Annotated in this window: 15 protein-coding genes and 1 tRNA gene; 9 read left to right on the forward strand and 7 right to left on the reverse strand. The window is 67.8% G+C overall.

Annotation, left to right across the window (positions count from 1 at the left end; translation table 11 throughout):
- Positions 1-10 precede the first annotated feature (10 nt).
- Positions 11-3,562: a hypothetical protein gene (locus tag VGR67_15490; protein ID HEV8337815.1), complete on the reverse strand. Its 3,552-nt coding sequence runs from the start codon at positions 3,560-3,562 to the stop codon at positions 11-13.
- 318 nt (positions 3,563-3,880) lie between these two features.
- Here VGR67_15490 and VGR67_15495 point away from each other — a divergent pair, with 318 nt between their 5' ends.
- Positions 3,881-5,938 (forward strand): oligopeptide transporter, OPT family, encoded by a 2,058-nt coding sequence (locus VGR67_15495; GenBank protein HEV8337816.1) that lies wholly within the window; start codon positions 3,881-3,883, stop codon positions 5,936-5,938.
- A gap of 194 nt (positions 5,939-6,132) precedes the next feature.
- A complete protein-coding gene (locus VGR67_15500) occupies positions 6,133-8,595 on the forward strand; it encodes a 2-oxoglutarate dehydrogenase E1 component (protein HEV8337817.1) in 2,463 nt (820 codons plus the stop codon).
- Between the two features lie 56 nt (positions 8,596-8,651).
- Here the strand turns inward: VGR67_15500 and VGR67_15505 are convergent, their stop codons facing one another.
- From VGR67_15505 to tadA, 4 genes are all read right to left on the reverse strand, one after another.
- Entirely contained in the window at positions 8,652-9,350 is a 699-nt protein-coding gene (locus VGR67_15505; protein ID HEV8337818.1) for a pirin family protein, read from the reverse strand.
- Positions 9,351-9,409: 59 nt separating this feature from the next.
- Entirely contained in the window at positions 9,410-12,472 is a 3,063-nt protein-coding gene (locus VGR67_15510) for a fused MFS/spermidine synthase (protein ID HEV8337819.1), read from the reverse strand.
- Positions 12,473-12,504: 32 nt separating this feature from the next.
- Entirely contained in the window at positions 12,505-15,381 is a 2,877-nt protein-coding gene (locus VGR67_15515; protein HEV8337820.1) for a DUF4215 domain-containing protein, read from the reverse strand.
- A 95-nt stretch (positions 15,382-15,476) separates the two neighbouring features.
- Entirely contained in the window at positions 15,477-15,974 is a 498-nt protein-coding gene (tadA, locus tag VGR67_15520) for a tRNA adenosine(34) deaminase TadA (protein HEV8337821.1), read from the reverse strand.
- A gap of 161 nt (positions 15,975-16,135) precedes the next feature.
- Here tadA and VGR67_15525 point away from each other — a divergent pair, with 161 nt between their 5' ends.
- The gene (locus VGR67_15525; GenBank protein ID HEV8337822.1) at positions 16,136-17,767 is read left to right on the forward strand and encodes a PPC domain-containing protein; all 1,632 of its coding nucleotides are present in this window, start codon (positions 16,136-16,138) and stop codon (positions 17,765-17,767) included.
- A 392-nt stretch (positions 17,768-18,159) separates the two neighbouring features.
- On the opposite strand, the gene VGR67_15530 is transcribed toward VGR67_15525, so the two are convergent.
- A tRNA-Arg gene (locus VGR67_15530) sits at positions 18,160-18,236 on the reverse strand.
- A gap of 135 nt (positions 18,237-18,371) precedes the next feature.
- Here VGR67_15530 and VGR67_15535 point away from each other — a divergent pair.
- From VGR67_15535 to VGR67_15555, 5 genes are read left to right on the forward strand one after another with little or no spacing between them, the layout of a single operon-like run.
- Positions 18,372-19,163: an ABC transporter ATP-binding protein gene (locus VGR67_15535; protein ID HEV8337823.1), complete on the forward strand. Its 792-nt coding sequence runs from the start codon at positions 18,372-18,374 to the stop codon at positions 19,161-19,163.
- A complete protein-coding gene (locus VGR67_15540; GenBank protein HEV8337824.1) occupies positions 19,147-19,905 on the forward strand; it encodes an ABC transporter permease in 759 nt (252 codons plus the stop codon). The genes VGR67_15535 and VGR67_15540 overlap by 17 nt, the downstream gene beginning before the upstream one ends.
- Positions 19,906-19,923: 18 nt before the next feature.
- Positions 19,924-20,490 (forward strand): NUDIX hydrolase, encoded by a 567-nt coding sequence (locus VGR67_15545; protein HEV8337825.1) that lies wholly within the window; start codon positions 19,924-19,926, stop codon positions 20,488-20,490.
- Positions 20,491-20,525: 35 nt separating this feature from the next.
- Positions 20,526-21,317 (forward strand): SDR family oxidoreductase, encoded by a 792-nt coding sequence (locus VGR67_15550; GenBank protein ID HEV8337826.1) that lies wholly within the window; start codon positions 20,526-20,528, stop codon positions 21,315-21,317.
- 43 nt (positions 21,318-21,360) lie between these two features.
- Entirely contained in the window at positions 21,361-21,591 is a 231-nt protein-coding gene (locus VGR67_15555; protein HEV8337827.1) for a hypothetical protein, read from the forward strand.
- 6 nt (positions 21,592-21,597) lie between these two features.
- Here VGR67_15555 and VGR67_15560 read toward each other — a convergent pair whose 3' ends face one another.
- On the reverse strand, positions 21,598-22,707 hold the full coding sequence (locus tag VGR67_15560; protein HEV8337828.1) for a hypothetical protein: 1,110 nt from the start codon (positions 22,705-22,707) through the stop codon (positions 21,598-21,600).
- 192 nt (positions 22,708-22,899) lie between these two features.
- Here VGR67_15560 and VGR67_15565 point away from each other — a divergent pair, with 192 nt between their 5' ends.
- A complete protein-coding gene (locus VGR67_15565; protein ID HEV8337829.1) occupies positions 22,900-24,939 on the forward strand; it encodes an ATP-binding protein in 2,040 nt (679 codons plus the stop codon).
- The last annotated feature ends 18 nt before the right edge of the window (positions 24,940-24,957 follow it).

The following is a 24,957-nucleotide window of genomic DNA, read 5'->3' on the forward strand; positions in this document are numbered from 1 at the left end:
TGCAGGAGGCTCAGGGACACGGGGGGATCGCTGCATCCCGGCCGGCGCCGTAGGTGCCGATCCCACAGGAGTTGCGAGCCCGGGCGAGGTACCAGTAGGTGGTGCTCGCGGCAGGAGCGGCTCGCGAGTCGGGGAAGCTGTTTGGGCCGGAGGGCTGGAGACACGACGCGGCGGACAGACCCGTCGAGCCGGGAGGACTCGTGAACGTGCCCCCCACCAGATCATAAATGGTCTCGGATCCCGCGGGCGTGCTCTGGGAGGTCCACGTGACGGTCGTCGGGTTTCCAGTGAGAACGGCCAAGCCTGAGACCTCCGACGGAACCCCCCAAACTTGTGGATCCGTGTCGAGGCAATCGCCGCCCACGGAGACGAACCCCGGGAGTGGGATCGACTCGCAGGTGGTCTGCGCCGTCTGCGGGTCTCCGAAGTGATCCAGATCCCGATCAAGGTAGTAGATATAGTAAGTCCCGCATTGCCGGCAGTAACGCCCCCCCGTCCCGAGAGGACCCTGATTGAAGCCTCCCCAGACGAGCATTTCGGTGCCCGCCCAGACGGCCCTAGAATCGTATCGAGGGTACGGTAGGTTCGATCCCGTCCCGGTGGGCGTCCAAGTGTCGTTCGACGGATTGTAACGCCCGCCGGTGTTCAACGCATTGGGGCTGGAGTACCCTCCCCAGACAATCATCTCGCCGTTCCCCCATACCGCGGTGTGAGACAGTCGACCGGCCGGTACCCCAGTTCCCGTACCTGTAGGATTCCAAGTGTTCGAGGAGGGATTGTAGCGGCCCCCCGTGTTGCTCGCGGGCCCCGAGCTCCCCCAGACGATCACTTCGGAGCCGGTCCAGACCGCCGTGTGTCCATCGGGGCTGGAGGGAGCGCCGGACGTGCTGACGGCGGCCCATGAATCGGAGCCCGGATCGTACCGCCCGCCGGTCGTCTCCGGCGTTCCGCTTCCGCTCCCGCCCCAGACGAACATCCTGTTTCCGGTCCAGGTCGCGGTGTGGCCGGAACGGGCGCTAGGAAGGTTTGCCCCGACGCCGGTCGGAACCCATCCGTCCGAGGCGGGACTGTAGCGGCCTCCGGAATTCACGGGCGATGGAGAAGAATTGGTCCCTCCCCAGACGATCATCTCCGTCCCGGTCCAGATGGCGGAGTGGCCGACGCGAGCCACGGGAAGGTTCGTCCCGGCTCCCGTGGGGAACCACGAGTCGCTGGTCGGGTTGTAGCGCCCTCCCGAGCTCAGTCTCGTTCCGAAGGTGTCCATGCCGCCCCAGACGATCATCTCGGTGCCAGTCCACACCTCAGTCTGAAAGGTCCGGCCTTCCGGGACGGCGCCTGGCGCGCTGTTCGTGGCGCTCCACGCGTCGGTCGCCGGCACGTAGCGCCCGCCGGTGCTGACGTAGTTGCCACCGGTAGCTGCTCCTCCCCACACGATCATCTCGGACCCTGTCCAGATTGCGGAATGATTGAACCGAGGCGTGGGAGAAGGAGCCCGGCTCGTCGGAACCCAGCTGTCGCTGGCCGGGTCGTACCGGCCGCCTGAATCGAATACGGTGGTGCCGCTGCCGCCCCAGACGATCATCTCGGTGCCGGTCCAGACCCCGGTGTGCTTATCCCGCGAGGCGGGCGCGCCCGTCAGGTTCGTCGTGACGTAGGTGTCGCTGGAAGGGTCGTACCGGAATCCGAGATTCGTGGGGCCTGGGTTGGGAGGGGAGCTCGAATAGCCGCCCCAGACGATCATCCTGGAACCGGTCCAGACGGCGGCGTGGCTCACGTCAGAATACAGGGGTGTGTTCAGGGTGCTCCAGGTGTCGGAGCCCGGGTTATAGCGGGCGCCGCCGATCGGGTCCCCCGCTTGGGCGGTTCCCCCGAAAATGATCATCTGGGTCCCCGTCCACACAGCCGTGTGATTGAATCGTGCCGAGGGCAGGTTGACCCCCGTGCTCGTGGTGCTCCAGGTGTTGGTGCTCGGGACGTAACGACCGCCCGTGTTGAGCTCGGTGATGTCGATCCCTCCCCAAACGATCATCTCGGAGCCCGTCCAGACAGCCGAATGGGAACGCCTCCGTCCGGGCGGTCCCGTACCGGCGAAAATGCCGATCCAAGTGTCGCTCGAGGGATCGTACCTCCCCCCATCATTCAGCCTGGCCCCACCATATCCTCCCCAGACGATCATCTCGGAGCCGGTCCAGACGGCGGTGTGGTCCATTCGGACGGTCGGGGCGATGCCCGCTGTGCTATTCGTGGCGGTCCAGGTGTCGGTCGACGGATCGTATCTTCCCCCGGTGTTCAGGAAGCTCGCGCCGGGGCCGGCGCCTCCCCAGACAATCATCCGCGTGCCCGTCCAGATCGCCGTGTGATCTATGCGCGCCGTGGGCGCATTGAGGGGATTCATCGGCGTCCAAGTGTCGGTCGCAGGGTTGTAACGGAGGCCGGAGTTCAGCAGCGCTGAATTGACGTCTTCCCCCCCCCATATCAGCATCTCACTGCCGGTCCAAACCGCAGCGTGCAGGAATCGGGCATTCGGCCCAAAGGCGATCGGCGTCCAGGTATCGTCCGCACAGGTCGGGGAATCCACCGCCACGGTTTGAACGTCTTCTTCCTCGGGCGAGAGATCCGCATCGAGACTGCGACGCTCCTGGCTCCACCAGGTTTCGAAGGGCGTCTTCCTCCAGCTGAGAGCCCCCACCCGCATCGAATCGGCGTCCTGCGCGATCACCGCCTTCGCAAAAAAGGAGTTCTCGTCCTCTTGAAGAGGGCCGAATCGTCCCTGCGGCAGTTCGGCGAGATTGGCTGGCCGCTGCTGAGCGGCCGGTGCCGGATCGAGGCCCATCTCGAGCCACGTGCTCTGGACCTGGGTCTCGTATTCCTCGGGATCCAACGAGATCTCCTTGCCTTTGGCGGTGAAGTCTCCAGGATCCCGGCCCGTGGGGCGCGACCGCCAGGTGACCTCATGATACCCGGCGCCGTCCGGCGGCTCCGCGCTCAGAGCACGATGCCGGGCCAGAGCCTGCTGGGCTTCTGCGCGCAGGGGACCATGCACGCGGTCATCGAAGGAGTACCAGTTCCTGAACAGCCGGTCCGCCAGGATCGGACGCGCGAGACATTCGGCGATGAGGAACGGGTCATTGCGCAGGGCCGCGAAAACTTCGCGCAGCACTTCCGGCTGCCGGCTGTTCTTGGCCATCCGCCCCATCTCGGAGTGCAGCTGCGTGGCGATCAGCGGGCGGCCCCAGAGCTTCTCGAGGGCGTTCGATTTCTTCAGGTATTCGGTGACTCTCTCACGAATCACCGAGTCGGGCAGGACCTCTTCGAGAGCCGGCTTCGGGCCCGGGTTCTCCTTGGGCCAGATCCGGTGGCGCCAAAAGACTTCCTCGATCGCCTTCTGGGCGGCAACCCGCGCATCGAAGGAAAGGACGCGACGGCTCGCTTCTTCTTTCGGTGGATTGAGAGACGCTGCGCCGCTGCCCTCGAGGGCCGGGAGCGTAAGCAAGAGCGCCGTCAGCCAACCGATGAGCCAGCGGATGAGAGGGAAGAGAAGGGAGTGCCTCTCGAGCTGCATTAGAACCTCCACTGACAGCCGGACGCCCGGGGCCGGGTTCCTCTTTGCATGGGGGGATTGAGCTGGTCCGAACCTACTCCTCGGCGACCGATCCTGTCAAGAGTTGGAAGCTGGAACGCCTGCTGCTTACCGTGCTCCAAGCGCCCGGCACTCAGGCGCGGATTGATCTGCACCGCACCGAACGCCCAGGAGAGTCGCCGGAGATCGCGGATCGCCGCGACGGCGCGCGGTGATTCCGTTGACAGTATTCGCGGCGCTGCGGTAGAGTTCGCCGGACCTATCCGTCTCATTCCACGCGTCTCGGAGGGACCCGACTCCATGGCGAAGCCAGAGAGCTCTCAGCCAGCCAGCGGCCGCCGATACCAGCCGTTCGTTCCCACGTCGATGGAGATGCCCGAGTTCACGCTGAGGGCGGTGCTCCTCGGGATCGCTATGACGCTCATCCTGGGGGCCGCCAACGCCTATCTTGGGCTGCGCGCCGGGATCACGATCGCCGCGACTTACCCCGCGGCGGTCATGAGCATGGCGATCCTCGGGCGGCTCGGGCGCGGGTCGATCCTGGAGGAGAACATCGCGCGGACCGCGGGGTCGATCGGCGAGTCGGTGGCGGCGGGGGCGATCTTCACGCTGCCGGCCTTCGTCCTCGCCGGCGTCTGGCCCTCCTTCAGCGCCAAGGACGCTTACTGGAAGTCGACCGCCCTCATGCTGGTCGGAGGAATCCTCGGCGTCCTGTTCGTGTCGCTGGTGCGCCGCGTGATGGTGGAGGATCCGGACCTGCCGTTCCCGGAGTCGGTCGCCGCCGGCGAGATCCATAAGGCCGGGCAGCGTGGCGGGCAGGCCGCGAAGTACCTCTTCTACAACATGGGATTCGGCGCTTTGATCTTCTTCCTCGGCGCCGTTCGGCTGTTCGCGGCGGGGAAGGAGGTCTTCCTGAAGATCGGCAGGCTCGGGACGAGCACGCTGCGGCTCGGCCCCGCCGCCTCCAAGGACGTCCTGGCCACCGGGGGGGTGACCAAGTTTTCGGCGCCGAGCATCAGCCCCGCTTACGTCGGCGTCGGCTACATCATCGGACCGACTCTGGCGGCGCTCAACTTCTCGGGCGGCGTCCTCGCCTGGGGACTCCTGATTCCGCTGCTGCTCTACTTCCTCGGACCCCAGATCCAGACTTTCCTGCCGCCCGGGGCGGAGATGGAGGCCTGGGACGGACCGGCGACGGCCGTCTGGCGCTACATCGTCCGGCCGATCGCGGTGGGCGGGATGCTGGTCGGGGCGGCCAACACGATGTATCGAATGCGCAAGAACCTGTTCGGCGGACTGGCCCGCGCCTTCGGGGAGCTGCGCGGCGGGGCGCAGGAGCCCGCCGCGGTGGCCCGGACGGAGCGTTACATGAGCTCGAAGACGGTCTTCTCGCTCATCGGGGTGACCTTCATCCTGATGGTGGGACTGTACATCTATCTCTCGGGATTGGTCGGAGGGGGGATCGTCGCCGCCATCGTGATGATCGTCGCCGCCTTCTTCTTCGCCACCGTCTCGGGGTACCTGGTGGGGATGATCGGCTCGACCAACAACCCGATCTCCGGCCTCACGCTCTCGACGCTGATCATCGCCGCCCTGCTGATGACGTCGATGGGCGTCGCCGGCGCGAGCGGCGTGGTCGCCGTGCTCGGCGTGGCGGCCGTGGTCTGCGTCTCTTCCGCGGTGGCGGGCGAGCTGCTCCAGGACTTCAAGGTCGGCTACATCCTCGGCGGGACGCCGCGCACGATCCAGATCGTCGAGCTGATCGCGGTGGCGTGCGCCAGCCTGGTGATGTTCTTCCCGGTGATGATCCTGCATTACGGCAACATCAGCGCCGGCGGGATAGGGTTCGGCGATCCGGCGCTGCCCGCCCCCCAGGCGGGGCTGATGGCGTCGCTGGCGCAGGGGATCGTCCAGGGACAAATGGCCTGGCCGCTGGTGGTCGTCGGCATCCTGATGGGAATCGTGATGATCATGCTCCAGGTTCGCAGCCCGATGCTGGTGGCGGTGGGGATGTACCTGCCGCTGGACACGACCTTCGCGATCTTCGTGGGCGGCGTGATCCGGTGGATCACTGACAGCCTGGCGACAAGGCGGGGCTACAATTCCGCCCAGCGAATCCGGGTGGAGAACGTCGGCATCCTGATCGCTTCCGGCCTGATCGCCGGCGAGGCGCTCGTCGGGTTGGTGACCGCGGGATACGCCTTCTTCATGAAAAAGCCGCTCCCCGGCTTCTTCGAGAATCCTTCCTACCTCGTGGGGCTGGGCGTCCTCGCGGTGATGGGCTGGACGATGATCGGGATTCCGCTGCGCAACGCCGGGAGCCCCGACGAGCCGGCGCCTCCGGCCGCGATGATGTAGATAGTAAGAAGGAAAGCGCTAGACTGCTCACGATTCCGAGTGTCACGTCCCGGAAGTGACCTTAACCTCGCGGGCGGCGGCCGAATTCGGGGCAGTTTGGACCCGGCGGCTGAAACCCGCCGCGGGTCCACCTGCCTGGGATAGCGGGAATCCGGAGGCGCGAGACGGGACGAACGATCGTGACGGTTTGAGCCATGCCACCCTCCCGACTCCTCAATGCCTTCCGGCGATGGGGTTACCTGCAGGCCGATCTCGACCCGCTGGGGCGCCTGCCGCCGTTCGTCCATGCCGATCTGCGAGCCGCGTCCGGTCCCGAGGCGGCGCGGCTCAGGTCGATCTATTGCGGGGCGATCGGGGCGGAGTTCATGCACCTTCCCGAGGCGGAGCGCTGCCGCTGGATCGCCGGCCGGATGGAGTCGGAGGTCCCCGCGCCGGACCGCCGCCGCATCCTCCGTCGGCTGGCGGCGACGGAGCTCTTCGAGCGCTTCATGCACCAGCGCTTCGTGGGCACGAAGCGCTATTCGCTCGAGGGAGCCGCCGGCCTGGTTCCGCTGCTCGACGCCGTCCTGGAGGGGGCCGCGGCGCAGGGCGCCGGGATCGTCCTTCTCTCGATGAGCCACCGGGGGCGGCTGGCGGTGATGGTCCAGATCGTGGGGATCGCCGCCGCCCTGGTGTTCGCCGATTTCGAGGACGTCGATCCCCGCAGCGTGCTGGGCGGGGGCGACGTGCGCTACCACCTCGGGGCGACCGGCGAGTTCCGGGCGGCGTCGGGCGATTCTCTGCAGCTCCACCTGGTCTCGAATCCCAGCCACCTCGAGGCGGTCGGCCCGGTGATGATGGGCCGGGCACGGGCCCGCCAGGCGCGCCTCGGCGAGGAGGGGACCCGCCGCGTCCTGCCGGTGAGCCTGCACGGCGATGCCGCCTTGGCCGGCCAGGGAATCGCTTCGGAGACCCTCAACCTCTCCGAGCTTCCCGGTTTTTCGGTGGGAGGGACGATCCACGTCGTGATCGACAACCTGATCGGCTTCACGACCCCGCGCCCGCTGCTGCATACCGGCCGGTTCGCGTCGGACGCCGCGCGGCGGCTGGACGTGCCGATCTTCCACGTCAACGGCCAGGATCCGGAGGCGGCGGCGCGGGCCGGGGCGATGGCGCTGGAATACCGCGCCGCGTTCCACACCGACGTGGTCGTCGACCTGATCTGCTACCGGCGCTACGGTCACAGCGAAGTGGACGACCCGACCACGACCCAGCCGCAGCTCTACGAGAAGATCGCCACCCTGCCGATGCTCTGGCAGGCCTACGCCGATCGCCTCGAGGTCGCCCCGCCCGAGCGCGCCGGCCTCGAGGAAGAGATTCGCGCCGAGCTCGAGCGCGCGCTGCAGGAGGGGCGGGCGATGACCACGCGCTCGACCTTCCGCCAGCTGCCCGATTATTGGAGTCCGTTCGCCGGGGGGCGCTACGAGCGGGGCTTCGAGGTGGAGACGGCGGTAAGCGCCCAGCGCCTGGCGGAGATCGGCCGCAAGATCGCCTCGGCGCCCGACGGGTTCAGCGTCCATCCGAAGGTGCAGAAAGGGCTCCAGGAGAGGCTCGCGATGAGCCGCGGGAAGCGCCGGGTCGACTGGGGCATGGCCGAGGCTCTGGCCTTCGGCGCGCTCCTCGAGGAGGGGATCCCGGTGCGGCTCTCCGGACAGGACAGCCGCCGCGGAACTTTCAACCAGCGCCACGCCGTGCTGTTCGACACGCGCGACGGCACGGAACACGTTCCTCTGGCGCGGCTGCGTCCGGGCCAGGGACGGTTCGAGATCATCGACTCGCCGCTGTCGGAGGCCTCGGTGCTGGGATTCGAATACGGCTACAGCCGCGACACTCCCGAGGCGCTGGTCTGCTGGGAGGCGCAGTTCGGCGATTTCGCCAACGGCGCGCAGGTGATCCTCGATCAGTTCGTGGCGGCGGGGGAGGACAAGTGGGGCCTGCTCTCCGGGCTCGTTCTCCTGCTGCCGCACGGCTACGAGGGGCAGGGGGCCGAGCATTCCAGCGCGCGCCTGGAGCGCTTCCTGGCTCTCGCCGCGGAGGACAACCTTCAGGTCGTCCAGCCGACGACCGCGGCGCAGTACTTTCACGTCCTGCGGCGCCAATGCCTTCGCCGGTGGCGCAAGCCGCTGGTGGTCCTCACGCCGAAAAGCCTGCTGCGCGCCCCGGCCGCCGCCTCGGCGCTCGAGGAGCTCGCCGCCGGCGCGTTCCGGCCGGTGCTCGGCGACCCGGAGTCGGCCGGCGCCGAGCGCGTCCTGATCTGCACAGGGCGGATCGCCCACGACCTCCTTGCCGAGCGCGCGCGCCGCGCAGAGCGTGTGGCCCTGTTGCGACTGGAGCAGATTTACCCGTTCCCGCAGGCGGAACTCTTGGAGGAGCTGGCTCGCCGTCCCGAAGCCCGGCGGATCGTCTGGGTCCAGGAGGAGCCCGGAAACATGGGCGCCCTGCGCTTCATCCGCCCGTACCTCCAGCGCCTCGCCGGAGATCGCCCGGTCACGGTCGTTCATCGCGCCGAAAGCGCCAGCCCGGCGACCGGGTCGCTCAAGGCCCATACCCTGGAGCAGAAGGCGCTGCTCGATCTCGCGTTCGCGACCCAGCCTCCCCCGGAGCGGGCTCCGCGGTAAGGCAGGCCCCGTCGCGCCGCGAGTCGTCTTAGCAGCCCCGCAGCCTCGCCCGCCGGTCAGCGCAAGTCGAAGAGCAGGACCTCGGAGTCCTCCCGTCCCTCCAGGGTCAGGCGGGTCGCGTCGCTCGTCGATGCGCCGTCGCCTTGGTCGAGCGGGCTGCCGTTCAGCAGAACGCTGCCGCGCACCACCTGCAGCCAGGCGTGGCGTCCGGGCGCGAGGGGATGAGACAGTCTATCCCCGGCGGCGAACGAGCCGGCGTAGAGCGACGCGTCTTGGAAGATCCTCATGGATCCGTCCCGGCCGTCCGGAGTGGCCACGGGGGCCAGCCGGCCGCGCCGTGCGTTTTCGGGGAAGGCGCGCTGGTCGTACCGCGGCGTCAGCCCCCGGCGCTCGGGGACGATCCAGATCTGCAGGAAGTGCACCGGCGCGATCGTCGAGGCGTTGAACTCGCTGTGGGTGATGCCGGTCCCGGCGCTCATGACCTGGAACTCTCCCGCCCGGATCACCGAGCCGGTTCCGAGGCTGTCGCGATGGGAGAGGGCGCCCTCCAGAACGTAGGAGATGATCTCCATGTCGCGGTGGGGATGATTGCCGAATCCCTCACCCGGCAAGACCCGGTCTTCGTTGATCACCCGGAGATCCCGGAAGCCCAGGCGCTGCGGGTCGTGATACCCGCCGAAGGAAAAAGTGTGGAAGCTGTCGAGCCACCCGAGCCGGGTGCGCCCGCGGTCGGCCGATCGCAGCAGGTTCATCATCGTCGTCTCCCTTGGAAAGATGGCGTGCTTTCGATGCCGGAAAAGCAGGGGAGATTCGGCTACTTCGGGGAGGGCCCCGGCCCCTTCGGGCCCGGCGGCGGCGGAAGCGACGAAAGGTACTCGAGCGTGGACCGTACGCGCTCGTCCTGCGGCGCGATGCTCGCCCCTTGGCGAAGCTCCCGGAAGGCCGCGTCCCGCTCGCCAGCGTCGAAGAGGGCGAGGCCGAACAAGAGATAGGCGAGCGCCTCGCCGGGGTCGAGCGTCTTGGCCGCCAGGATATCGGCGGTGCCCTCGGCCCGGCGGCCGAGACGGAAGCGCGTCGCCCCGCGGGCGGCCAGCGATTGATAGTAGAAGCGCGAGACGGGGGTCGCCACCGCCTGATCGAAGTGCCTCTCGGCTTCGGCGTACCGACCCAGGTTGAGGAAGGCGAATCCGGCGCGGGAATGCTGCTCGGCGCCGGAGATTCCCAACGTCTCCGCCTGCTGCAGCGCCGCCAGCGCCGCCACGGCGTCCTTGGCTTCTCCCCGCTCGTCGGCCAGGAGCAGGAGGTTGTTGATCTGATTCGCGGCATCGAGCTTCCGGCGCAGCGCCACGGCGAGAGCCTGCATCTCGCCCGCCCTCCCTGCCTCGCCGGCCTGATCCAGCAACGAGGCGATCACCTCGAGCGTGGCCAGGGCGCCGCGCCGGCTGGCGGCCTTTCCCAGCTCGAACAGCGCGGCCCTCTCGTCGAGGTTCGGAAAGAAGAGGCGCTCGAGATCGGCGCTGGAGGTCTGGACCAGCGCCTTGTCGGGCTCGACGCCGCGCAACAACTCGAGCGGCGCGCGGTACTGGATCGGCGACGCGTCGTCGGTGTTCAGCGCCGCCCCGGGCAGCGGCGCGGGGATCGGCGCGGTATACAGGATCGCCAGATCGGAGATCTGGCTCACGCCGATGCGCGCGAAATCCTCCGCCACGCGGGGGCGATCGGGGAAGAGCTCCGCAGCCCCGGGCACCAGGGCCAGCGGACGATCCGACGCCAGCAGCACCATGTCCCCGCCAAGGTGGGAGGAGAACAAGTGGGTCTGGGGAAAAACCGAGGCCAGGGTGTCGAGAATGGAGCGCAGCGACGCGCTGGACAGCTCGTACGACTGGACCCATTGGCAGAAGACGCCTCCCGGCTTCAGGCGGCGGCGGACCAGCTGGTAGAACTCGCGGGTGAAAAGGTTGTTCACTCCGGCCATCCAGGGATTCGAGGGCTCGGAGACGATCACGTCGTAGGTCGCCGGGCGGTAGGCGAGGGCGGTGCGCGCGTCGTCGACGATCAGCCGGCTCCGCGGATCGGCGAGGGGATCGAAATTGACTTCCCGGAAGAAGCGGGAAGCCTCCACGACCTGGCGCTCGATCTCGACGTTGTCGAGCCGTCGGATGGGATGAGTCAGCACCGCGTGGGAGGTGACGCCCGAGCCGAATCCGATGACGCACGCGTCGGAGGGTTGCGCCGCGAAGAAGAAGGGGAGCTGCCCCAGCAGCACCTGGGTCAGCATGTCTTCGCCGGTGCTGCTGGCGTCGGTCTTCCCGTCCACTCGAAGCCAGGTGAGGCTCCATTCCCGGATTACCGTCACGGTGGAAGTCTTCCCCTCGCGATGAAAAACGACGCGGGCATCGGGAGCCTTCGAACCGGCGATCAGATCGGCCAGCGGGATCGACGGGCTCTTCTGTCGGAGAGTTCGCAGGATTTGCGTGACTCCGGAGGTCATCCGGTAGAGATCCCAGCGGGGAATCGCCAACGGGACGACGACGAGCAGCAGCGCCCCCGCCGAGCCCGTGGCGAGGCGGAACTTTCGTCCGCTGCACCCGGCCAGAGTCAGGAGGCCCAGCGCGGCGCTCGCCCCCGAGGCGAAGGCGAGCGTCGTCTCGCTGCCCAGCATCTCGACCAGGACGAAGCCCGCCGCCAGGGACCCGAGGATCGAACCGGCGGTGTTCCAGGCGTAGACGCGGCCGACGCCGGCGCCGGCACTCGGCTCGACCCGGGCCATGAGCCGGGCCGCGAACGGAAAAAGCGCCCCCAGGATCATCCCGGGAGTCAGGACGATGAAGCCGAAGAGCAGGAATTGCCAGAAGAAGAACCCCCCGGGGCGGGAGGCGTTGCGTGAAGCGGCGAAGAGCATGAGATCGGGCAGGGCCTTGAGCCCCCAGAGGGAGGCGAAGGAAGCGGCCGCCAACAGGATCTGCCCGACGGCGAATCCCCGGGCGGGATCGCTTCCGGCTGTCGTCCGCCCCGAGGAGAGGAGGAGGCTGCCAAGACCGATTCCCGCGAGGATCGCGGCCAGGATCAGGGTGAATGAATAGACGGAGGTCCCGGCGATCGGCGCCAGGACGCGCGTCCAGGTGATCTCGTAGACCATCGCCACGAACCCGGAGGCGGCGTAGAGGGGCAGCACCCAGGCGAATCGGCGATCGGCCGGCACGCTTGGCTTCCGGCTCGCGATGCCGCCCGGCGCCGGCTGATCGAGCAGCGAGTCGGAAAGCAGCCAGACCAGCGTCCCGACGCCCAGGCCGAGGCCCGCCCCGGCGAGCGTCGACTTGAACAGCCCCACCGCCGGAAGCAAAAGGAACCCGCCGGCCAGCGTTCCGAGGAAAGCCCCGAGCGTGTTGAGGCCATACAGCCTTCCACCGATCGAATCAGCCTCCTCTCCGGGCGACTCCTTGCCGCCCTGCCGCGACAAGGCGGCGGTCGCCAGCGGCAGGGTGCTGCCCATCCCGGCGCTCGCCGGAAGCAGCAGCAGGAAGACGAGCAGGAATCGGGCCCCCAGGAAGAAAGGTCCGGGCAGGGAGTAGAGGGGGGCGAGGAGGACAGGGACCAGCTTGAAGAGGAGCGGCGTCAGCGCCGCGTAGGCGCCCACGGCCATTTCCACCGTCCCATAGGCGCGCGGCAGATGCCGCAGGCGCGGCAGAGCCCGGGAGGCCGCGACGCTCCCGAGGCAGAGCCCGGTCATCATGGAAGCCACCACCGTCGCCACGGCCTGGTGGGAGTTGCCGAGGATCAGCGAGAGGTTCCTCGACCAGGCGATCTCCAGGATGAGCGCGGCGGCTCCCGAGAGAAGAAGGCACAGCTGCAGCAGGCGGCGGCCCGCGGGCTTCATGCTTCATCCTCGGGGGTGAAGAAACGGCGCATTCAGGGAGGCGTCGGGCAGGGGGAGGGATTGGGGATCGGATGGGCCGCGTCGGCATCCAGCGGCCCGTCGCCGCACCCTTCGCCACCGGACACGTAATAGAAGGCGGATCCGAGCGGCGGTGCCGCCGGATCGGAGGCGGTGAGATCGCCGTTGTGCTGCGCGTCGCCGCTCTCGAAGCAGACGTGATCGTAAACGCTGCCCGGGAGGCGCGTGCCGAGCGGCGCGGGAATCGTCCCTCGATAGGTATTGTGCAGCCTGGCGTTGGGCGCCGCGGTCCAGGTGAACGACGAGGCGCCGGTGAAGAGCAGTCCCGAGACGAGTCCCGGCGGGGGATTGGCCGCGCTCAGCGGGGCGCAGTCGGCCGCGTCGTGGATCCCGTCCAGGTCGTGATCCACGGCGATCGCGGGGGCGAATCGGATCCCCTGCTGGTTGAGACGCCCGAAGCTCGAGGCGATCGTTCCGGCACCCGTGGCCTTGTTGACGGTCACGAGCGACCCATCGGACGCAAGGTTCTCTCGCAGCGTCACGCCCCACAACGTCCCGTCGGGCGCGAAGTCCATCCCCGCAAGCTGGTAGGCGCCGATCGTGCCGACGAGAGTCCTAGCCGCGGTCGCCAGATTGACCGTATAGAGATTGCCGTTGCCGCTCGCAAGAGGTCTTCCCGCCACGTAGAGGACCCCGGCGGAATCGAAAGCCATCGCGCGCGCGTTGCTCAAGCCGAGAGAGCCGATCACCGAGAGCGTGGCTCCGGTCGTCGGGTTGAGCGTGACCAGCCGGCTGACTCCGACGTCGTCGACCGCGATGCCGTAGAGGGTCCCGGAGGAGGGATGGAAGTCGATGGCGTTCATGGCCAGCCAGCCGGTGTCGCCGATCACGGATCCCCGCTGGGGCAGACCCTGGGCCGCCAGGTCGACCAGGAAGCCGTCGTAGCCGATGCTGATGGCCTCATTGAAGCCGGTGGACCCGAAGAGCTTGCCGCTCGCGTCGAAGGCGAGGTCGCCCAGCTCGTGGAACCCGGGATCGCCAATGTGCATCGGGATGCCGGTCACGATGCTCTCGAGCAGGAGCCGGGAGCGCTCGTCGGCGATCCAGACTATCTTGTCCAGCTCGATCTGGCAGGAGGCTGAGCAGCCGTCGCCCGCCGCGACGTTGCCATCGTCGCATTCCTCCTTGTTGGTGCGCTGGATGATCCCGTCGCCGCAGATCTCCAGGCGGCAGACCTGGGAACAGCCGTCGCCGCTGGCGACGCTGGCGTCGTCGCACTCCTCGTCCCCCTCCACGGTTCCGTTGCCGCACAGCGTCACGGCGCAGGCGCCCGAGCAGGAGTCGCCGTCCAGGACGTTGCCGTCGTCGCACTCCTCGAAGGGGTCGGGGACGGCGTTGCCGCAGGTGCCGGTCGGGATGTGCGCCGCGAACACGTCGATGTCATTGTTCCGGCCGTCCGCCCAGGCCGGATAGAATTCCGTTCCTTCGCTCGCGCAACCGATGTAGTCGCCGAAGTTGGGGGTCAGCGTCAGGACGACGAACCAGGAGGTCGGGCGGGTCGTCACCCGGAAGTTCGGAGAGAATGAGGCGCCGCCGTCGGCGGAGCGCGCCGCGTAGAGATCCACCGTATGCATCCCCCGCCAGTTCCGGTAATCGTACCAGGCGACCTCCACGGTGCCGGCGGCGTTCACCGAGAGCCAGGGCATCACCTGGTCGTTGCCGGCGGGGTCGTCGTTCACCTTGACCGGCGCCGACCAGCTCGCTCCCTGGTTCGTGGAGCTGGCGACGAAGACGTCGCGCGCCGTGCCGCCGCCGGCCTCCCGCTCCACCCAGACGGCGTAGAGGGCACCGCGGCGCGGGCCGGTCGATCGATCCACGTCGATCGTGCCGATTTCCAGGGTGTCCTCGCGGTTGTATCCCACGCTGGCCGGGAAGAAAGAGGGGACCATCGTGCGGATGACGACTTTCGGATCGAAGGAGAGGCCCAGATTGAACGAGCGGCGGAGTTCGAGCTTCGTATTGGCGGCGGCGATGTCGTCGATGCCCCGCTCCCACATCACGTAGACTTCGCTGTTGGGGCCGGTCGTGACGTAGGCGATCTGGATCGACTCGGTCGTGCTACTTTCCAGGACTAACGGAGGCGACCAGGTATTCCCGCCGTCCGTCGACTTGAGGAACTCGATGCGAATTTCGGTCGTGTCGCCCACGTTGCCATTGACGAATCGCGTATAGCTCATGTAGAGCGTGTTGGTCAGCCGGTCGCAGGTCAGCCATTCCTTGTCCAGGAAATCGGCGGTGGAGGAGAGCACCAGCTTCGGGTTCGTCCAGGTAAGGCTGGCTCCCGCGAAGGTTCCGACGTTGACGGCGAGCTGCGAGGACCCATTACCTGGGAGGAGGATGCTGGAGTAATAGAACTTGCCGTCCCCGCAGGCGGTCACCGAAGGATCTCCGAGAAGCGTGTTCGTTCCCCCGCCCGTGGGAAGCCCCCCGGTATCGGTGAAGGTCAGGCCACCGTTCGTGGAAAACGACACGCCGCTGCGACGGTTGCCGTTCACCTGGTTGTATCCCACCACGACGTTGTCTCCGAACACCGCGATGCTAGTCTCGCTCTGCGTGCCGCTGACGCCGCCGCTCACCTGGATCTCCGGCGAGAGGCTCCGGGGTCCGCCGCCGCCGCGGCGCGGCTGCCGCGGCTCGGTCGGCTTGCCCTCGCCGAGCCGCAGGCGTGTCGAGCGCGCCCGGACGCGCAGCCGGTCGAGCTGCTCCGCCGCCTCGTCCCGCCCGGAGGGGCGGGCTGCGGCGGCCGGCGGGAAGAGAGGGGCCAGGAGAAGCGCCATCAGAGGCAACAAGGCGCGGCGCGCCGGCCGGGCCGGCAGGCTGAAGACTGGCAAGGATCGCTCCCTCTCGCAGGCGTGGCGAGCCGCGGAAGAGCGGCGCCACTCCGCGCGGTGCGGCCGCTGAAATGTACGAGGGCCGGGCGATCCAGTCAAGACGGCGTCGCGGCCGGCCGGCCTTTCCGGCGGCGCTCGCGGAAGAAGGATTGGAGGACGGCGGCGCAGGATTCGGGCAGGACGGGGCCGTCGATCGACAGCCGGTGATTCAGCCCCCGGCGCAGCGCCGGGTGGCTCAACAATCCGGCGGCCCCCACCCGGGGGTCCGAAGCTCCGAAGACGCACCGCCCGATCCTCGCCTGGACCATCGCCCCCAGGCACATGATGCACGGCTCGAGCGTGACGTAGAGGATCGAGCCGGCGAGGCGGTGATTTCCCAGGCGTTTGGCGGCCTGGCGCAAGACGAGCACCTCGGCGTGGGCGGTGGGGTCTCGGCGCGTCACCGTGGCGTTCCCGGCACGGGCCAGGACTTGGTCTTTGACCACGAGCAGAGCGCCGATCGGAACCTCTCCCTTCCGCGCCGCGCGGCGGGCGAGGCGCAGAGCTTCGTGGATATAATTTTCGTCCAGTTCGGAATTTTTGACCAGATTCATTTTCCCGCGCCGCCTGACCGGCTTTTAATCCCTTGACAGGTCCTCAAAGCATCGTATATGGAAGTCGGCCGGTGACTTGGCCTCGGCAGCGCCCCGGTCGGTGCTGAACGTGAAACCGGAGCCAGGCTTCCCGCTCCCGCCCTCGGGGGCCGTGAGGAATTGTGTCCTCCAGAGCCCTGCGGTTCATCATGTTGCTGGCAGCCTGCGGGGCCTCCTGCGGCGAGACAGCTTTCGCCAACTGGATCGCTTCGGGCACTTTCAAATACCAGGACCGGGAGTTCAACGCCGCCGGCTTCACCGGAGTCGAGCCGAGCCGTCCGATCCGCTTGGCGACGGTCGAGGTCCGGGACGCCAACAAGAGTGGCGGGCAGGCGATTCTGGCGACCACCTCCACCGACATCGGCGGCAATTTCGCGGTCACCGTCGTCGATTCGAGCATCCGGACGATCGCCTTCCGGGTCCTCACCGACTCGTCGGCGGTGTCGGGGCTCTTCCTCGACGTGACCAACGTCAACGGGCAGCAGAACAATTACGCTGTCACGAGCCCCAACTTTCCCAACCACGGCCCGACGACGAACCTGAGCATGGGCACGGTGACCGGCGTGATCGGCGCCGGAGGGGAGCCCTTCAATATCTATGACGTCGCCCTCAACAGCCTGATGTTCCTCAGGGATCTCAACGGCAGCTACCCCGACGCCGCCAACGCCCTTCTCCTGGAGTGGGAGCCGGTCAGCGGGGTCACCGCGACCAACTTTTTGAGCACCGGCATCATCCAGGTGGGCGATCCTTCCGCTTACAACGACACGGTGATCCAGCACGAGTCGGGGCATTATGCACGGAAAGTCTACTCCGCGACCGACAGCCCGGGCGGCATCCATCATCTCACCAACTGCAACCAGGATCTCCGGCTGGCGTGGGAGGAGGGCTGGGCCACCTTCTTCGGCCAGGCGGTGCGGCTTCACTTCGGCCTTCCCAATCCGCAGCTCTACGTCAAGATGACGGGGCAGGCGGGACCCGGCCATCTCGACTTCTATTTCGACGTCGAGGCGGAGGCGCCCTACGCCTGCGACGGCTCCGCCAGCGAGGTGGTCGTCTACGCCGCCCTCTGGGATCTCATCGATTCCGCCGCCACGCCCGACGCCTCGCCCGGGGAGGAAGACCCCAGCGACGGGATGGCGGCGCCCGAGTCGTGCGTCTGGGACGTCATGAAGAACTACATCCGCACGGCCACCAACCGCACGCTGGAGGACTTCTGGGACGGCTGGTTCACCTTGAACGAGGGATATTCCAGCCAGATCCGGGACGTCTTCGCGAACCAGGTGGTCCAGCTCTACGAGGACGCGGACGAGCCGAACGAGACGCCCGCCCTGGCGAAAGACTTTCCGACGACGGGACTCCTGGTGCGCAAGACCTACTTCAAGAACGTCGGGAACGGGGCCGGCACGACCGACGCCGATTATTACGCCTTTTCGGGGCGCGCCGGAACGACTTATACGATCGAGACCCAGAACCTGATCGGCGACGCCAACACCTCACTCATTCTCTACCGCTCCGACGGCGTGACGCAGATCGCCGCGAACGACGATCGAGCCCCGGGGATCAAGTCCTCGCTCATCAGCTTCGTCGCCCCGCAGGATGGGACCTACTACGTCAAGTCGTTCCACAGCACCGGCTACGGCATCTACGGCACCTACGATCTGGCGATCTACGCGAACATCTACACGGTCGGCGGCGGCATCCTTCCCACCGTCACCCCCCTCCCGAAGCCGATCGCCACGCGCGAGCTCCACTAGTGTCGCGTCTCAAAAATCATGTTACATTCGGCCCCCGATCCATCCCGGCTCGCCGCGTTGCGCCTCGCTTGCGTACCGCCTTGGGTACGCGACGCTCTGCGCGCCTTGCGATCCGGGCGCCACGGCGACCTCGGTGTTAACATGATTTCCGAAACGCAACACTAGTCCATTTTTCCGAGATTCCCATCATTCGGCGAGTTGACCAGCGGCGGGCTCTCGATCGAGCGCGGTCTGTTGCTCTCAAGATCGCAGGCTGGCCACGCCTTGCCATCCGGCGCCACGCGCGGGCCTCGACGGCGCCCGAGTCGCGCGCGCGACTGCCAGATCGCCGGGGGGAGGGCGGAGGGGAGACGCAAGCGCGCGCTCTCGGTCTTGGGGAAGAGCCATGAAGATGGTGCGCCCAGCAAGATTTGAACTTGCGACCTTCGGATTCGTAGTCCGACGCTCTATCCAATTGAGCTATGGGCGCACATGGGGGCGTGACAGGGGCATCAGTCTACCACAGCCTCCCCGGCGCCGCGCCGGCCGCCGGAGATTGTGTCTCCTTGGGCTGCCGCCCGCTTCGCGGCCCAACCTTATATAATCTTCGGCCCGAGGAGGCCGGTTGAAGTCCCTGCGGTTCGACAACGTCACCAAGTCGTTCGGCGGCGGCGGACGGCGCGTGGAAGCCCTCTCCGGACTGTCGCTCGAGGTGGCGGCGTGCGGTTTCGTCTGCATCGTGGGGCCGAGCGGTTGCGGGAAGACGACGCTTCTCAGCCTCGCCGCGGGGCTCGAGCGGCCCGACTCGGGCAGCGTGACGGTCGACGGCAAGATGGTCGAGGGGCCGGCGCCCGATCGGGTGCTCGTCTTCCAGGAGCCGGCCCTGTTTCCCTGGCTGAGCGTCCGCCGGAACGTGGAGTTCGGGCTCTGGGCCCAGGGAGCGCCCGCCGGCCGGCGCCACCGGACGTCGCACCGCTTCCTCAAGCTGATGCATCTCACCCGCTTCGCGCAGGCGCGGGTCCACGAGCTCTCGGGCGGCATGAAGCAGCGGGCCGCTCTGGCGCGCAGCCTGGCCGCCGATCCCGACATCCTGCTGATGGACGAGCCGTTCGCGTCGCTCGACAGCCAGACGCGCGACCTGCTCATCGTCGAGCTGCAGGAGATCTGGATGAGGACCCAGAAGACGGTCCTGTTCGTGACCCATAACCTGAGGGAAGCGGCCTGCCTCGGGGATCGCGTCGTGGTCCTTTCGGCGCGACCGGGCCGGACGATCCGCGTCCTGGAGATCGACCTGCCGCGGCCGCGGCAGATCGAGAGCCCCGGGCTGATGGAGGCGATCCGGCCCGCCGTGCAGGATCTCCGGGCGGAAGTGGCGAAAGTGGCGGAGGAGGAGGCACGCCGTGCGCCGGCTGATTAGGCTGATCCTCTTCCTCGTTCTGCTGGTGGGGGCCTGGCAGCTGATCTGCCATTTCGAGGTATGGCCCCCCTATCTTCTTCCCAAGCCGTCGGAGGTGGCCGGGTCGCTCCTCGATGGAATGCGCGATCGGAGCATCCCGATCGCCGTCCGCTCGAGCCTGGTGCGCCTCGGGATCGGATTCGGACTTTCCATCCTGGTCGGCGGTCCTTTGGGAATTCTCCTCGCCTTGTCGCGCCTCCTCCGCGATACTCTGGGGACGCTGGTGCTGGGGTTCCAGAGCCTGCCCAGCATCTGCTGGTTCCCCCTGGCGCTTCTCTGGTTCGGACTGTCGGAGAAGTCGGTCGTCTTCGTCGCCTTCATGGGGAGCGTGCTGTCGATCGCCGTCACCGTCGAAGCGGGGATCCGCACGATCCCGCCGCAGTACCTGAGGGTGGCGAGGAACCTCGGCGCGAAAGGGCCGCGGCTCCTGGCGGGGGTCATCCTGCCCGCGGCGCTGCCCTCCTTCGTGGCCGGCACGAAGCTGGGATGGTCGTTCGCCTGGAGGTCGCTCCTGGCGGGTGAGCTGCTGTTCGCCGGGCCGGGGCTCGGCTTCCTGCTCACCATGGGACGCGAGTTGAACGACATGGCCAGGGTCATCGGAATCATGCTGGTCGTCATGGTGATCGGCGTCGCGGTGGACCGGCTGGTGTTCGCTCCGCTGGAGCGGAAGCTGATGCGGGCGTGGGGGCTCGGCCGCGCCTGAGCTGGGCGGGGATGGCGGATGCACGTCACGGACGCGGAGATTCGCCGCATCGAAGGCCTCTATGGGAAGCCCGAGGAAGAGAACCTCGCTTTCGAGATGGGCCCGCGGGAGTGGGAAATCCTGCGGCGCAGCCAGTCCCACGGCCGGGTCCACGACGTCACCCTGTTCGTCATCCGGGACGGTCAGCTCGCGACGATCGCCAAGCATCCCTACCCTCCCGGGATCTTCCGCGCCCCCAGCGGAGGAGTCCTGCCCGGGGAGTCGATGGAGGAGGGCATCGCCCGGGAGATGATGGAGGAGACCGGTCTCGAGGTCCGGCTCACGCGTTACGTCCTGCGGGTGAGGGTCGAGTTCCAGCATCGGGGAGCCAAGACCAACTGGATGACGCACGTCTTCGCCGCCGACTTCGTGTCGGGGGAGATCGCCCCGCTCGACCTCGAGGAGATTCGTGAAGCGCGCTGGTCGCCGCTCTCGGAGCTCGCCGGAACGGTTCGCCAGGCGCTGCTGGCCTCCGGCTCGGCAGGGCTGCGCTACCGGGCCTGGCTGCACGATCGGGTGATGGCCATTCTGGAAAAGGGGTCCTGACGCTCCGGCGCCACGCCGCGGAGAGGAGAAGCGCGATGGATCTGGGTCTGCGAGGCAAGGTGGCGGTGGTCTGCGGCGCGAGCGCCGGGATGGGTAAGGCGACCGCGCTGAGCCTCGCGCGCGAAGGGGTCCGCCTGGCGCTGTGCGCGCGCCACGCGCCGGCGCTGGAGAAGGCGGCCGAGGAAATCCGCTCCACGACCGGGGCCGAGGTGCTCGTCCATCCGGCCGACGTCACCGACGAGGAGGCGATCGGAAGATTCCTGGAGGCGGCCTCCGCCAAGCTGGGCGAGGCCGACATTCTCGTCAACAACGCCGGGGGGCCGCCCGCCGGAAGCTTCGAGGACACGCCTGCCGAGGCCTGGGACCGGGCCCACCGGCTGACCCTCCAGTCGGCCGTCTCCTTCTGCCGCCGCCTCGCGCCCGGGATGAAGAAGCGGCGCTGGGGGCGCATCGTCTCGATCACCTCCCTGACGGTGAAGCAGCCGGCGGAAAGCCTGATCCTCTCGAACGTCTACCGATCGGCCCTGACCGCGGTCTCGAAGACGCTGGCCGCCGACCTGGCCCCCTTCGGCGTCACGGTGAACTGCGTCTGCCCCGGCTACACCGACACGGAGCGGCTGGGCGAGCTGGCCGCGGCGCTGGCGGAGACGAGGAAGATCTCCGAGGCCGAGGTCCGCCGGGAGTGGGAGAAGAGCATTCCCGCCGGCCGGCTGGGACGCAGCGAGGAGGTCGCCGATCTCATCACGTTCCTGGCCTCGGACCGGGCCGGGTACCTCACCGGCGCCTCGATTCTCGTAGACGGCGGCCTCGTCCGGGCGATGGTATAATCGCCCTCCCGAAACCCCTTATTCATTCGACAGGAGATCGGCGATGGCCAAGGCCAAGCCCGGGACCTTGAAGGAGAGGATCGATCGGACGCGGAAGAAGCTGGCCGAAGGCAAGGACAAGCTGGACAAGGCGCGGCTCCGCGCCATGACCAAGAGACTCAAGCGGGCCCAGCGCGCCCGTCGCAAGCTCCTGGCGGCCGAGGCGCGGGCGAAAGCGAAGGCGGGACAAGGCAAGGAAGAGAAGAAGGAGGAGTCGGCGCCCGCTCCGGCGTGAGGCTTCTCAGAGAGGCAGAGGCGTCGCCGCGGCATCGGTCCGCGGCCCGGGCCTCGGCGCCGACCGCAGGGTCTTCTCGTAGAAGCGGACGGCCGATTCCAGCGGCACGGCGACCCGGTATCGGTCCTCCCCGACCGACTCGACCAATCCCTGGTCCAGGAACTTCTGCAAAGCGTACCTTACGTTCCCCCGCCCCGATTCGAGGCGCAGCCGATCCTCGCTGAAGCTCCGCGTCCCTTTCAGGAATCGCAACATCCCCCGCAAGCCGTAGGCGTCCTTGCCGGCCATCGCCCCCGCCAGATCGTAGAGCCCGCCCACCAGATCGGCGAGGCTGATGCGATAGCTCAGATCGTCGTTGTAGAGGATCTCGCACTTGCCGTCCGACCAGCGGCGCGAGCGGATCGTCACGCCCCGGCCCACCGCGTCCTCGTAAAGGTCGCGGAACAGCGGAATCATCCGCGCGTTGGCGTAGTACTTTCCTTGCAACGGATAGATCAGCAGGCGCCGCACGAGCTCGCGGGAGGCGTGGTGCCAAGGTTGTCCGAGTTCGCGGGTCAGCTCGAAATAGCTGTAAGGGCGGCGATCCAGGAGCCGCAGGACGCCGCCGAAGCGGTACGCGTCCCGCGTCCGGGTGGTCAGCGACGCGAGCTGGTAGGCGATGAACCCCAGGGGACGCTTGGTGATCTTGCGCCCGTGGACGCAATAGAGGGCCCACCCTCGCTTGCCGTCGATCCACACCTTGTTGACCTGCGAAGGGTGCATGAAGAGGCGGGAGGAGAGCAGCGTCGTGTCGCCGTACTTGCGGGCGAGGGAGTGGATCCTCAAGCGCGCTGCGGCGGGATCCCGCGCGACGCCGAGCAGAATCTCCGCCCGCTCCGCGGGCGTGGCCCGCCTCGACAAATGCCTCCAGGCGGCGGTAAGCGCCACGGGGAGCTGCGCCTCCGGAAGAAGGGCCGCCTCGTGGAGGAGATTGAAGATCCGCCGGTAGGGAGGCTCGGGGCGGAGCAGCAGCTTGCCGATTCGACGATGCAGCGCCACGCTGCGGGCCAGGACGAAGTAGCGATCGTCCCCCCAGAGACGCTGGTAGACCTTGCGGATCATGATCGAGCGCTCCATGAAGGCCGGGAGCCTCCAACGTAACCCAAGGCCGGGACGGCGTCAATGGGCTGGAAACCGGTCCGGGGCGGCGAAACCGGGCGAATTCTTGACACCCCCCACCCCCAAACCTATATTCCCCCCGGTTCTCGAAGTGTGGCCGCAGGTTACGTGGAGGAACAGGGTGATCGTGACCCGCCCTCGAGGGCGCGCATGAAGGCGGAGAAGAACCCCTGCCGCCTTCTTGCTTCCGAGATCCTCCGGCTGGTGCCCTGCGATCGGATCGCCATCGCCATTCCTCTTCCGGACGGCTCCGGCTTCCGCATCTGCGGCACGGAGCCCGACGGCGCCCTGTTCACCGATCTGCACATCCCGGCACGCGGCTCCTGCACCGCCCACGTCGCGGCGCAGCGCCACGGCAAGCTGCTCGCCGCCATCGGCGAGGAGACCCACTTCGCCGAGGAGGAGTCGCTCTATCGCGCCGGCATTCGCGACGCCGCGTTCATTCCGCTGTTTCTCGCCGGAGAGCTGCAGGGGGTGGCGATCGTGGGACGGACCGAGGTGAATTCGCTGGAGCCCAAATCGGTGCGCTGCCTGGAGAAGGTCTCCGGCCTCCTGGCCGCGGTCCTGGCGTCGTCGCTGGCGACGGCGGCTTCCCACGGCCCGGCGGCGGCCGTCGCCTTCGCCCGGAGGATCCCCCAGGAGGAGGAAGTCGAGCGCGTCTGCCGCGGATTGCTCGAGACGATTCTGGAGCAGACCGGAATCCGCCGCGCCGTGCTCACGCTCCTCGACCTGGAGATGAACAGCTATCAGTGGTTCTTCACCGGGCTGTCGGATGCGGAAATCGAGGAGTTCCACCGGCATCCTCCCGGCGAGGAGGAGCAGCGTCGCATCTTCCAGGCCGAGCGGCCGCCCGCCGGAGAGGGAGCGGCCTCGCCCCTCTACGTTCCGCTGTTCGGCACGCGCCAGCGTCCCCTCGGATACCTGACGCTCGAGCCGGGGGGAGGCGGCGCCGCCGCCCTCGCCGCCGACTCCCTGCCGGCCGTGGAAACGATGGCGGGGATGGCCTCGCTGGCGCTGGAGCGCAACCAGCTGGTCGGCGAAATCAAGCGGGAGCGCGGCCGCATGCAGAAGATCCAGGAGCAGCTCCTGCATTCCGAGCGGCTCTCAGCGCTCGGCCAGCTGCTTTCCGGCTTGGCCCACGAGCTGAACAATCCGCTCGCGGGGGTCGTCGGATTCGCCGAGCTGGCGCTGCGGAACAACACCAACCCGCGCTGCGAGCGGGACCTGCAGCGCATCGTCAGCGAATCGCAGCGCTGCCGGAAGATCGTCACGAACGTGCTGGATTTCGCGCGCCGCACCAAGGCGGAGCGCCGCGTGATGGATCTCAACGAGCTGGTGGAGAACGTCCTCGACCTGCGCGCCTATCAGCTCAAGCTCGACAACGTGAAGGTCCAGATCGATCTGGACAAGGTCCTGCCGAGCACGGTGGGGGACTACCATCAGATTCAGCAGGTCCTCCTGAACATTATCAACAACGCGCACCAAGCGATGCAGGAGGTGCCCGGGGAACGGACGCTGACGCTGCGCACCCGGGCGGCCGAGGAGAAGATCCGCATCGAGATCATCGACAGCGGGCCCGGCATCTCGCCGGCGCGCCTTTCCCGGGTGTTCGAGCCCTTCTTCACGACCAAGGCCCCGGGCAAGGGGACGGGATTAGGGCTGAGCCTCTCCCAGGGGATCGTCAAGCAGCACGGGGGACAGATCCGCGTCGAGAGCGTTCCGGGGAAGGGGACGGCGTTCACGGTGGAGCTTCCCATCCGGGAGATGGAGGAGGAACGGGAAGCGGCGCGCCCGAAAGAGAGCGAGAATTCCGCCGAGGCGCCCCACACCATCCTGGTGGTGGACGACGAGGAGGTGATCGTCGATCTGCTCCACGAGGTCCTGGCGGCGGTCGGACATAAAGTCGAGACGGCCCGCAGCGGCGAGCAGGCCCTGGACAAGATCCTCGCCACGGCCTACGACGCCGTGATCAGCGACTTGAAGATGCCGGGGCTGGACGGGGTGCGCCTCTACGAGCAGGTCTGCCGCGAGAAGCCCGAGATGGCCGGGCGCTTCGTGTTTTCCACCGGCGATCTCGGCAGCGCCGCGACGCAGGATTTCTTCCAGAAGACCGGCTGTCCCTTCCTGCTCAAGCCGTTCGACATGCAGGCGATTCAGACGACCCTCAGCCAGATCTTCTCCCGGACCTGACCCGATTCTCCCGGGCCT

It is taken from the genome of Candidatus Polarisedimenticolia bacterium (assembly GCA_036004685.1).
Lineage (GTDB): Bacteria > Acidobacteriota > Polarisedimenticolia > Gp22-AA2 > AA152 > DASYRE01.

Excerpts from the sequence above, each read along its gene's own strand:
- VGR67_15545 (HEV8337825.1), top strand. The coding sequence starts at position 19,924 with ATGCACGTCACGGACGCGGAGATTCGCCGCATCGAAGGCCTCTATGGG.
- VGR67_15550 (HEV8337826.1), top strand. The coding sequence starts at position 20,526 with ATGGATCTGGGTCTGCGAGGCAAGGTGGCGGTGGTCTGCGGCGCGAGC.
- VGR67_15560 (HEV8337828.1), bottom strand. The coding sequence starts at position 22,707 with ATGGAGCGCTCGATCATGATCCGCAAGGTCTACCAGCGTCTCTGGGGG.
- VGR67_15555 (HEV8337827.1), top strand. The coding sequence starts at position 21,361 with ATGGCCAAGGCCAAGCCCGGGACCTTGAAGGAGAGGATCGATCGGACG.
- VGR67_15495 (HEV8337816.1), top strand. The coding sequence starts at position 3,881 with ATGGCGAAGCCAGAGAGCTCTCAGCCAGCCAGCGGCCGCCGATACCAG.
- VGR67_15510 (HEV8337819.1), bottom strand. The coding sequence starts at position 12,472 with ATGAAGCCCGCGGGCCGCCGCCTGCTGCAGCTGTGCCTTCTTCTCTCG.
- VGR67_15490 (HEV8337815.1), bottom strand. The coding sequence starts at position 3,562 with ATGCAGCTCGAGAGGCACTCCCTTCTCTTCCCTCTCATCCGCTGGCTC.
- VGR67_15565 (HEV8337829.1), top strand. The coding sequence starts at position 22,900 with ATGAAGGCGGAGAAGAACCCCTGCCGCCTTCTTGCTTCCGAGATCCTC.
- VGR67_15505 (HEV8337818.1), bottom strand. The coding sequence starts at position 9,350 with ATGATGAACCTGCTGCGATCGGCCGACCGCGGGCGCACCCGGCTCGGG.
- VGR67_15500 (HEV8337817.1), top strand. The coding sequence starts at position 6,133 with ATGCCACCCTCCCGACTCCTCAATGCCTTCCGGCGATGGGGTTACCTG.
- tadA (HEV8337821.1), bottom strand. The coding sequence starts at position 15,974 with ATGAATCTGGTCAAAAATTCCGAACTGGACGAAAATTATATCCACGAA.